At 45.6% G+C, this 9,640-nt stretch carries 12 protein-coding genes; 7 read left to right on the top strand and 5 right to left on the bottom strand.

The genetic code is table 11. The features are described 5' to 3' along the window. Positions 1-60: 60 nt before the first annotated feature. From J3353_RS12325 to J3353_RS12305, 5 genes are all read right to left on the bottom strand, one after another. Positions 61-576 (bottom strand): hypothetical protein, encoded by a 516-nt coding sequence (locus J3353_RS12325; protein ID WP_207684947.1) that lies wholly within the window; start codon positions 574-576, stop codon positions 61-63. Positions 577-771: 195 nt separating this feature from the next. Then, the gene (locus tag J3353_RS12320; RefSeq protein ID WP_055187026.1) at positions 772-1,161 is read right to left on the bottom strand and encodes a hypothetical protein; all 390 of its coding nucleotides are present in this window, start codon (positions 1,159-1,161) and stop codon (positions 772-774) included. 31 nt (positions 1,162-1,192) lie between these two features. Further along, a complete protein-coding gene (locus J3353_RS12315) occupies positions 1,193-1,939 on the bottom strand; it encodes a hypothetical protein (RefSeq protein WP_133300985.1) in 747 nt (248 codons plus the stop codon). 265 nt (positions 1,940-2,204) lie between these two features. Next, a complete protein-coding gene (locus J3353_RS12310) occupies positions 2,205-2,339 on the bottom strand; it encodes a cyclic lactone autoinducer peptide (protein WP_165852945.1) in 135 nt (44 codons plus the stop codon). Positions 2,340-2,407: 68 nt separating this feature from the next. After that, entirely contained in the window at positions 2,408-2,986 is a 579-nt protein-coding gene (locus J3353_RS12305) for an accessory gene regulator B family protein (protein WP_097783063.1), read from the bottom strand. Between the two features lie 179 nt (positions 2,987-3,165). Here J3353_RS12305 and J3353_RS12300 point away from each other — a divergent pair, with 179 nt between their 5' ends. The 7 genes from J3353_RS12300 to J3353_RS12270 all read left to right on the top strand — a co-directional run bounded on the left by J3353_RS12300 (position 3,166) and on the right by J3353_RS12270 (position 9,610). Then, positions 3,166-3,864, top strand: a complete 699-nt coding sequence (locus tag J3353_RS12300; RefSeq protein WP_097783064.1) for a LytTR family DNA-binding domain-containing protein — start codon at positions 3,166-3,168, stop codon at positions 3,862-3,864. Further along, on the top strand, positions 3,861-5,129 hold the full coding sequence (locus J3353_RS12295; protein WP_207684946.1) for a GHKL domain-containing protein: 1,269 nt from the start codon (positions 3,861-3,863) through the stop codon (positions 5,127-5,129). Before J3353_RS12300 ends, J3353_RS12295 begins: the two co-directional genes overlap by 4 nt. 77 nt (positions 5,130-5,206) lie before the next feature. Next, entirely contained in the window at positions 5,207-5,521 is a 315-nt protein-coding gene (locus J3353_RS12290; RefSeq protein WP_097783066.1) for a DUF3847 domain-containing protein, read from the top strand. Between the two features lie 274 nt (positions 5,522-5,795). Then, complete coding sequence (gene mobQ, locus J3353_RS12285) at positions 5,796-7,373, top strand: MobQ family relaxase (RefSeq protein WP_370569202.1); 1,578 nt, start codon at positions 5,796-5,798, stop codon at positions 7,371-7,373. A 791-nt stretch (positions 7,374-8,164) separates the two neighbouring features. Beyond that, positions 8,165-8,506, top strand: coding sequence for a replication initiator protein A (locus J3353_RS12280; protein WP_097786354.1), 342 nt, complete (start codon positions 8,165-8,167; stop codon positions 8,504-8,506). 223 nt (positions 8,507-8,729) lie between these two features. Then, complete coding sequence (locus tag J3353_RS12275; RefSeq protein WP_005924684.1) at positions 8,730-8,912, top strand: hypothetical protein; 183 nt, start codon at positions 8,730-8,732, stop codon at positions 8,910-8,912. Positions 8,913-9,238: 326 nt separating this feature from the next. Next, positions 9,239-9,610 carry a TnpV protein gene (locus tag J3353_RS12270; RefSeq protein ID WP_055145291.1) on the top strand — a complete coding sequence of 124 codons (372 nt, stop codon included), beginning with the start codon at positions 9,239-9,241 and terminating at the stop codon, positions 9,608-9,610. Positions 9,611-9,640: the final 30 nt, after the last annotated feature.

Below are 9,640 nucleotides of genomic sequence, written 5' to 3'. Positions count from 1 at the left end.
GGCTTGTTCTATGTGATAAGCTATTTTGTAAAAATCAAATACGTAGATTATATGGCAGAATCATTTGGTGACACTGAAAGCTAATGTTGCGCCATCAACGACACTATACATATCGCCGTTAGCCGCAGTAGCAATTCCAGTAAACTCAACCTCCCATTTTCCTTTAGAGAGTCCATATTTTACATCTTCCGTACCGATTGTGCCGTATGCAGAAATGGCATGATCAAAGGTTCCAAAGGGTGTACCAAGTTTATTGAAATGCAGGTTACCTTCAAAGGAAACAATTACTGCACCCGGAACGGTAATCGTCCATTGGATATACCTTTCAGACAGATAATCAAGTGTACATGAACCAGCATCGCCCCAGAAGGTTTCGCGAGAAATTGGGACAAGTTTGAATGTTGCAGAGTTTACAGTTGTTCCTTTATCAATTTCGATACTAGATTTTTTGGAAGAAAGTGCTACAACGCCTGGTTCAACTGCAACAGCAGCAGGCATCAAAACTGTGTTGAAAACAACCAACGCAGCACTCGTTCCAGCCATTTTAAGGAATTCATTTCGGGTCATCTTTTTCATGTCGATTTGCTCCTTATATTTTATTGACTGTTACAAGTCACCCAGCTACAATTTGGATTCTTTTTCGCTTAATTCTGCACTGGAATCACCTCTTACAAAATTTTAGTATATTGGCATCATCGTGATCAAAAGCAATATCACTAACAGCCACCTCATCACACTATAAAGCCGCAAATTTTCAACTCAGGTGTATGCTCATCGGCAAATAAATGTGAACCATACGAATGCCGCTGTTAAACAACCTGCCAAAACCACTAAAATACAACTTGCCAACTTTGGCTCAATAGCAACTTTTTGATTTTCGCACAGCGCAAATTTCTGAAGTTCCTGAAATGTTGTTTGATTGACATTGCCGTGTATTGCTTTCCATGCAACGAAATGATTTGTAATCAGAAGATAATCTGAAACGATTCCTACAAAAACAATGGCAAAAAATGCTGCGGAAAAGAACCACATTCCATCGCATTGATTCACCGTCAGGATATCCTGAAGGCTTGCTGGCTTCAATGCCCATAAAGCCACAACATATAGCAATACTTCGCAGAAATCTCTTTGGAGTGGCCCTTTTTGCTTAAAGAATCCCATTACATGTTCTCCCTGTTCTTTGAAGTCACTATCAGCCACCAATGGCCTGATAATAATCCGTTTTAGACCGAATCAAAGAGCCATTTGACTTATATTCCTTGACAGTTTGATGATAGCAATGTGTATAGTAGCTATTGTCATAGGAAAATAGGACTTCATACGTAATAGAAGATATTGTCACTTTATAGCAGTCCGAGGACATACTCTGAAGCATCTGATCGAAAATAAACGATGCTGTAGAAGAAATAACTGCTGCTGGTGTGCTTCCCCATGCAGTTGCTAAAATACTGGCTACATCAGATGCTTTTTTGCATTTACGCAAATCACTAGCATAAACCGTATCGGTTGCACTTGTGCCAACATAGCGGTGCTTGAACTGCGACCCTGTCACCTCGCTTCCAGTGAGTGCAGGAATTTGTGCCAGCTGTCCGTTTTTGTAATTTTGCTGATCTTGATAAATTTCATAGAACAAGCTATAGTCACTTCTTGCAGTTGATGTTGTTGATTCACCAGATGCACCTACAACAACAATGTCCATCACATCATTAGGATGCACCGTACGCGTAATTCGTGTGATACCTCCATCACGAATTGTAAGCTGTTCAACAACATCTTTTCCATTCATCGAGTACGAAACAGAATAATTTGATCCTGTCAAAAGAGATTCGCTATTGCCATGATTTGTTGAATCTGCAAAGGCAATGGGCATAATGGAAGCAACACAAAGCAGCACCGCTAACACGCAGGAAATATAACGCAAATATGTTTTTGTTTTCATTTTGTTTTTTCCTTTCATGCATTCCTATAGAACAACGGACTCTCATCTGTGCATCGGAAACACCTCCGAAGTACATTGATTATCGATGCTCTCACTTTTTCAAGAGATATTTTCCAAATGCAAGGACGCCTAGAATATAGAAAAGCTGACGAACAATCAACATAATGAATGAAAGCAGCTCCAACATAATCGAACAGTTCCTTTTAGAAAATTATCAAGAAATATATCCCGTAAGAGTATCGCTATCTTACCTTTCATATGAATTTCAGTCATGCTCAAGCGATTCCGGGACATCCGGCTGATATGCCGTAAAGCCACAGGTGCTGTTCACGCTCAAGACTGCGAGAGCCATTGCCATAATGCAAGTGACCTTGCTCAAGAGCAACATAATCTTTTTCATTTCTGTTACCTCCGTTTGATATTTTTTAGAGCATTCATCTTCTGAAAACACATGAACGCCCTCGTACCTTAGGATATCTTCGCTTGTTTCTGAAAAAACGGAATGATTGCAAAAATCACTAAAACCCATTTTGAAATGTAGTATACCGTTATACTGCGGGTGTCCGGAAGCACATTGAAAATGGCAAACAGGAAATCTATTGACGAAAGAACAGATGCGACCATCTTATAGCTTAACCGCTTCTTTTTGCCTAAAGGCTTATTCGTTGCTTCTATCGGAGAGAAAAAGATAGCGATGCCCATAAGAGCTGCTGTTGTCAGGATACGAAAAAGGTGATTGGCTGCAATTACTTTACTCAGCAAAATGCAGATAAGTGCCAGTCCGGTAAATGCCAGATAGCATCTGGTGTGCGACGTTGCATGATATCCACCAATGTAGATTCTCTGCGGGATAAACCCAATCAAAAATGAAAGTGAGTATCGAACATCACCACACACGGCAGAGACGAGGATGACAAGCAAAACACTTACAACAGACGATATGAGCAACTCGTACCCATAGACATACGCATCCGCTTTTGATTCGTCTACCACTTTTTGTTCGCAGAAAAGACGGACTAATTTCTGAGACAGCGTGCGTTCCCACATTGCAGTTGCGCCACCTTATCTTCTGATTTTTGCTTCACTGTATCATAAATTTCAACAAAATCAAGAGGTTTGGCAAAACTGGTCGTTCTGGTGACAAAAGTGGTAAGTCAGGCTACTTGTAAGGAGCCTTTGCACAGTCTATAATAGTATCAGAACATTATTTTGTGGAGGTTGTCGAAATGCTGAAGTACCACGTTGCAGTCTGCGATGATGAGAAGTCAGACCTTGATGGTATTGTTCAAAGCGTCCAGCGATACGATGTGCAAGGTTGCTTTGACATTGAAACTTACATGGACGGAAACGAACTTCTGAGCGAATTGCAAATGCAGAAGAAATCCTTCGATTTGCTGCTGCTCGACATTGAGATGCCATCCAACGGTTTTCAGTTGGCACAATCTCTGATTCAAATGGAGAAGCATCCCTTGGTGGTATTTGTCACGAAGCGGCACGAGTATGCTGTGCAGGGATATGGCATTGCATTCCGCTACCTTGTCAAACCTTTGGATCAGACGCTGTTCGCTGCGGCGATGGACGCTGTCCTTCAGGAACTGAACTCCAAACATTTCACAATCGAATACGATGGTGTCACCATGTCCTTGGAAACATCAGATATTTACTTTCTGGAAAGCCACGGACATAAAGTTCTGATCCACTGCAAGGAGCAAGACCTTACATTGAGAATGAGCATTCCTGAAGCCTTGGAGCAGCTTCCCAAACGATGCTTCGTGTCGCCACACAAAAGTTATCTTGTCAATATGGAACACATTGTTTACGCTACTGGAACCGCTGTTTTTCTTTCCAGCGGACATCAGCTACCGATCAGCAGGAGGAAGCGTCAGGAGTTCAATCAGAACTTTAACGCTTATTTGGGAAGATGATACTTTATTATTTCGTTGAGTTTGCAGGGAGCTTTGCCAACATCGCTCTGTTGCTGCTTTTTATCGGTCGGCTATTTCCTAAAAAGGAGCCCGTTTCAAAATGGTTCTATGTGTATGTTGTGCTTATGATCGCTGGCCAGTGTGCACTAAGCTTATTCCCGGACTGGGTAACGCAGCGCACGATCTATCTTTTAGTTGGCGGATTTTTCCTCGCACTGCTGTTTTACGAAGTGCGACCATGGCAGGCGGTTTTTGCAAGCGGAGCTTTCTTTACGCTGATTGCTTTGGTGGAAGTGCTTGCAATGCTCCTGATCGGGCTGCGCATCCCTGATACCGATATTCTGATGCAGGCTGGGGCAGCACGGTTGGTTTATGTTGTTTTTTCAAACCTGATTCAAGTTCCACTTGTAGTCCTGATCTCACATTTTTTCAGTCGAAAGGGAAATGCTCTGCGCATCCTATGGCTGTTGCCAATTATTGCGATTGAAATCGCAAGCATCGCTGTCTGTTATGTGGCACAGTATCATGCTGCGGATGAGTATTTCCCGGATTATATGGTCGGCCTTATGGCTGTGCTTCTCCTTATAAACATCCTGATCGTGTTCTATGTGGAAGCTCTCCGGGAAAATGAACTGGAAAAATTCAAAGCCAAGTTCAATGAGCAGCAGTACAATCTTCAAATGGAATACTACCAGCAGCTCAAAGAACGTCAGGAAGAAGTCCGTTCTCTACGGCATGATGTGAAGAAATACATTCTGGCGATGCAGGCAGTTGCAGAACACGGCGATACCGAAGAACTTCACAAGATTGCACAAGCTGCCACGGATATTTTTGAGCGTTCCACAAATGTTTCTGCTGTCGGAAACCCTGTTGTTGATGCTCTTTTGAATTATTACCTACGCATCGCAGAGAAGAATAACATCAAGGTCAAACTGGATGTGACGATTCCTGAAGTTCTGACGATCTCATCGCTGTCTTTGAGCATCATCCTCGGAAATACATTTGACAATGCCATTGAAGCCTGTTGCGACTTGCCAGCGGAACAGAGAATCATTCATCTACAACTGCGCAAGCAGTATCGCAGTCTCTTTTATCGGCTTGAGAATCCATACAGCGATACCGTCCGCAGCATCCGCATCGGAGAGTATCGCGGTTACGGACTAAAGAACATAAATCGTATCGTTCAGGAGAATCATGGTGACTTCTATACGAAAAAGAAAGACAGTGTGTTTACCGTCCAAGTCCGCCTGAACTGCGAAAATTAAATATGTTTCTCAGCCAAACAATCCGTATAAATCAATACCGATTGTTTGGCTTTTTATCAGTAAAGGAGCGTGATGCCATGACCCAACCGAAAACCGACCTTGCCTATCTCCGCAGCGAAAAAGCCAAAGCCGAGCAGCAGCTGCGCTACTACAAGTACCGCGAGAAAATTCTGGAGCATCAGATACCGGAGCTGACCCGCAAAGCCCGTGTGCATCGACTGTGTACCCGTGCCGGGATGCTGGAAAGTTTTCTGATCGCGCCGGAAGAACTCACCAACGATCAGGTGATGGAGCTGCTGAAGATCTCATTCCGCCAACCGGAAGTCGTACTGGCTCTTGCAAAGATGGTGCATGACGTTCACGAAAAGCAGAACGTTCCGAACCCCCTATGAAATAGGGCGCAATTATACACCGTTCCGGTGAAATTGCGGTCTTGCAGACGGCTCGATGAAATCGAAGCTGGCGTTTGTGCGCCAGCCCGATTCCATCCCAAGGAAACCTGCATTTTCCTTGCGCTGCTTTGCAGCTATCCTTTTGCGGCTCCCGCCTGAGATCGAAGCGCATAGCACTCCGTTCTAAGGCGGTGAGCACAACCGAATACGATTCCAGACCGTTCATCAAGAGCAATCTTGCTGGGCGGTCTTTTTGTTTTTGGGGGTGATGCCTATTCCGTGTCCGCATTTCAAAATCACAATCGTCAAGCGCAGCCAAGGTCAGTCCGCTGTTGCCGGGGCCGCTTACCAGAGCGGCGAACGGTTGTTCAGTGAGTACGACCAGAAAACAAAATTCTACAACAAGAAGAAAGAGCTTGTCCACGCCGAGATCATGCTGCCGCCCCATGCGCCGCCCGGATATGCAGACCGTGCAACGCTCTGGAACGCTGTGGAAGCCGTAGAGAACCAATGGAATTCCCAGCTTGCCCGGCGCATCGTGCTGGCGTTTCCGGTGGAAGTTCCGAAAGAGCAGTATCTGTCCATGATAAAAGAGTTTTGTCAGGAGCAGTTTGTTTCCAAGGGCATGATTGCCGATTTTGCTATTCACGACAAGGGCGATGGCAACCCACACGCCCACATTCTGCTGACGCTCCGGGCAATGGACGAGCATGGCAAATGGCTCCCGAAAGCCAGAAAGGTTTACGACCTTGACGAAAATGGTGATCGCATTCGGCTCCCTTCCGGCAACTGGAAGTGCCACAAGGAAAACACCGTGGACTGGAACGACCAGAAGTATGCCGAGATATGGCGGCACAGCTGGGAAGTTGTTACCAATCGCTATCTTGAAGCCGCTGGCAGACCGGAACGTGTTGACCTCCGCTCATTCGAGCGTCAGGGAGTGCAGCAGATACCGACTGTGCATCTCGGCCCCGCTGCTCACCAGATGGAAAAGCGAGGAATCGAAACCTTTCTTGGAAATCTCAACCGGGATATTCGCACTGCCAACAGCCTGATGCAGTCCATCCGCAACACCATCCGGGGGCTGCAATGCTGGATCGCAGACCTGAATGAAAAGAAGCAGCTTCTTCTGGACGCTCTGGAAAAGGCGAAAGAACCAACGCTGTCCGACCTGCTGGTGGACTACTTCAATCTCCGCAATGAGCAGCGCAGCGATTGGTCTGGCAAGGCAAAACTGAAATGCACTATTCGGGACTTTGAGGAAGTCAAACGGGCGGTGGACTATCTGAAAGCCCATTCTCTGAACACCATCGAGGATCTGGATACCGCAATTTCTAACCTGAACCAGACCGCCGCCCCTCTCCGCAAGCAGTTGAAGCAGAACGAAAACCGTATGCGGGCAATCGCTCAGATCAAGGACGCCGCTGCCGTCCATGCCAAGCTGAAAACCGTCCACGACACCTTTATTAAGAAAAACTTTAAGCTGACCAAGGACGCTTACGCCGCCCAGCACAAGGACGAACTGGACGCATTCAACAAAGCCGTCCGCACCCTGATGAAGCTGAACGGCAGCACAGCGGTAGATTTTTCGGCATTGGATGCCGAATTTTCTGCGCTGCAATCCGGCAGCGCAGAGTTGCGCACCCAACTGGAAACCTTGCAGCCGGACATCTCCGCTCTGAAAAGTGTCCGCAAGTATATCGACATGGTGCTGAATAAGCAGCAACTTTCCGCACCGGGCGGCAAGACCCCGGAGAAGAAATCGGTGCTGAAAAAGCTGGAGCAGCTTCAGCAGAAAAAGTCCAACCACAAAATGCCTTCCACTACCCTAAAACACGAAGAATCGCTCTAAACGATCTTTCTGTCACCGATATGCCGTTGCAATCAGTGGCAGAAATACATAATTCGTTTTTTGTTGGCTTTTGGCTATTCTCGTTGGCTAGTGAGTAGAGGCGTACTTTTAAGGCAGAAATTTTCTCCAACACCCCCATTTTAGGCCACTTTTTCTGTTAATAGTAGAAGCGCCTCTTTGAAAGCCGGTCATTTGTGACCTTTTTGTTAATTCTCAAAAAGATGGTTGTCTTTGGGCTGTTTTCGTTGCCTACCTATTGAGAGGATTTTTTCAAAAGCGGAGATTTGGTCTCAAGAATTACAATTCAATTACAAGTTTCTCACCAATGCTACGAAACAGGCGTTCTCGATGCCTACCAAGTGTAGGGCATCTTTTTCAAGACCATTCTCGGACTATTATGACGTTTTGTTTACAAAATTGCTTGCAATGCTACGAAATGGCCTTTTTCATCGGCTACCAAGTAGAAGGATGTTTTTCGTCCGTCAAAGTCCAGAAATCTTCCATATGTTCCTTGACAAGTGAATAGTTCAATCGTCCGGTACTTCACAAAAGGTACTTCTGTAACTCGCAGCCCGGTCATAACGAAGACGGGGTGGCTGAAATGCCAATGGTGCGGTGCAAGCCCGCCGCCGGACGATTCCCCACTCCTAGGGAAGTCGAGGACCAATATGGGAGACCTTAACTTATTAACGCAGTTGAGCACTTGTTTCGTGCTTTTCTGCGACTGGAGAATTGGAACCCACCAATTCTCGTTACATACGCTTTGTTTCTGATTTCTGCTTCAGCTGGAGGTGATCAACATTTCAGAATATCTTACCACGCAAACTCTGCTGCCGCCGTTTCTCCCATACCCACGCTTCCTTTTGGAACTTGACCTGAGCCAGACTGCAAAAATGACTTATGTGCTGTTGCTCGACCGTGCCACACTCTCGCAGAAAAATCTCTGGATAGATGAACGTGGTTTCGTGTTTGTCATTTTTACGATTTGCTCTTTGGCTGAGCAGCTAGGGCGCAGCACTGTCAGTGTTTCCAGTGCGCTTAAGGAATTGGACGCTGCGGGATTGATTGAGCGCAGACGAACGCGGTTTTCTTCGCCCAATCACATCTTTGTGAAAATTCCAAATGTTGAATAGTTCTGCGTTTTTCACGATTCAAGAACCGCCAAAATCACGATTCTGTGATGCAGATTCTTAATGGCATCTGCAAAAGATATTTTTCCTATGCAGTATAGCAGCCTTAAAGACTGTATCAAAGAAAACTTTCACCTAACCAACGTAATAAAACAAAAAGAGAAAAACGAATAGAATCCATCCATTCCTTTCCGTATTTGCACCACATGAATGAGGAGGTCTGCCCTTGAACAAAGAAAAATCTGAGAAGAAGCCCACCACACGTAAACGTGCGCCGAGAAGTCCGAAGTCCGTGCGCCTGATCGTGGAACGCCATTATATCGGCAATGTGCCGATGAATACGCTTTTTCAGCGGCTTGCGGAAGAAGAAATTCGTAAAACTGCCGAATCGTATCTCGCCGCTGGCTAATTGGACGTTTTACTGCGGAAAAGGGCTTGCATCATCACGCAGCATCCGCTACAATGTGATTGATGAGGTCTCTTTTCCATTATGGAGGTACACATGGAAAAGGACAAAAAAGTAACTGCTTTATACTGCCGACTGTCAAAAGATGACGGTTCAAACAGCGAAAGCCTGAGCATCCGCACTCAAGATGTAATATGTAGAGGGTGGTTTCTACCGCCTAATACTATTACATGACTGGCGGCTCATTTGTGGTGAATTGGTCTGGCAGTTGTGGGAAAGGAAAAAAATCCGCATAACTGCTGACATTTTAGCACGAAGGGAGCATGAAAATGAAGTCTATTTTTGAAGAAATGGGCGGCACATATACGAAGGTTGGCGATTACTATATCCCCGACCTTGCGCTGCCGGAGACCGAGGAATATCAGATCGGTAAGTATGGCCGTATGCGCCGCCGCTACTTGAAAGAGCATCGTCCCGTCCTTTATGCACACTACCTAACAAGCTGCACCCTGCATGAACATCTTGCAGAGATAGACAAATCCTGCAATCAGCGTATGGAGATCATGTGCGAAGCTATGGCACGACTGGAAGGTGTGACCGAGGCACTTAAAGCTACCGATCAAATGGAATGGGTACGGCGCATGAACAACATTCATAACCGTGCAGAGGAAATTGTTCTGACGGAGCTTGTATATTGCTAAACACATGTTAGCCCCGCATCAGCATGAATG

Origin of the sequence: Faecalibacterium sp. Marseille-Q4137, assembly GCF_017377535.1 — a bacterium.
Classification (GTDB): Bacteria; Bacillota; Clostridia; order Oscillospirales; family Ruminococcaceae; genus Faecalibacterium; species Faecalibacterium duncaniae.
This window is presented reverse-complemented; position numbering and strand designations above follow the sequence as displayed.

Bases quoted from the DNA above. Each gene is read 5' to 3' on its own strand.
- J3353_RS12290 (WP_097783066.1), top strand. From the start codon at position 5,207: ATGACCCAACCGAAAACCGACCTTGCCTATCTCCGCAGCGAAAAAGCC.
- J3353_RS12270 (WP_055145291.1), top strand. From the start codon at position 9,239: ATGAAGTCTATTTTTGAAGAAATGGGCGGCACATATACGAAGGTTGGC.
- J3353_RS12315 (WP_133300985.1), bottom strand. From the start codon at position 1,939: ATGAAAACAAAAACATATTTGCGTTATATTTCCTGCGTGTTAGCGGTG.
- J3353_RS12325 (WP_207684947.1), bottom strand. From the start codon at position 576: ATGAAAAAGATGACCCGAAATGAATTCCTTAAAATGGCTGGAACGAGT.
- J3353_RS12295 (WP_207684946.1), top strand. From the start codon at position 3,861: ATGATACTTTATTATTTCGTTGAGTTTGCAGGGAGCTTTGCCAACATC.
- J3353_RS12305 (WP_097783063.1), bottom strand. From the start codon at position 2,986: ATGTGGGAACGCACGCTGTCTCAGAAATTAGTCCGTCTTTTCTGCGAA.
- J3353_RS12300 (WP_097783064.1), top strand. From the start codon at position 3,166: ATGCTGAAGTACCACGTTGCAGTCTGCGATGATGAGAAGTCAGACCTT.
- J3353_RS12320 (WP_055187026.1), bottom strand. From the start codon at position 1,161: ATGGGATTCTTTAAGCAAAAAGGGCCACTCCAAAGAGATTTCTGCGAA.
- J3353_RS12310 (WP_165852945.1), bottom strand. From the start codon at position 2,339: ATGAAAAAGATTATGTTGCTCTTGAGCAAGGTCACTTGCATTATGGCA.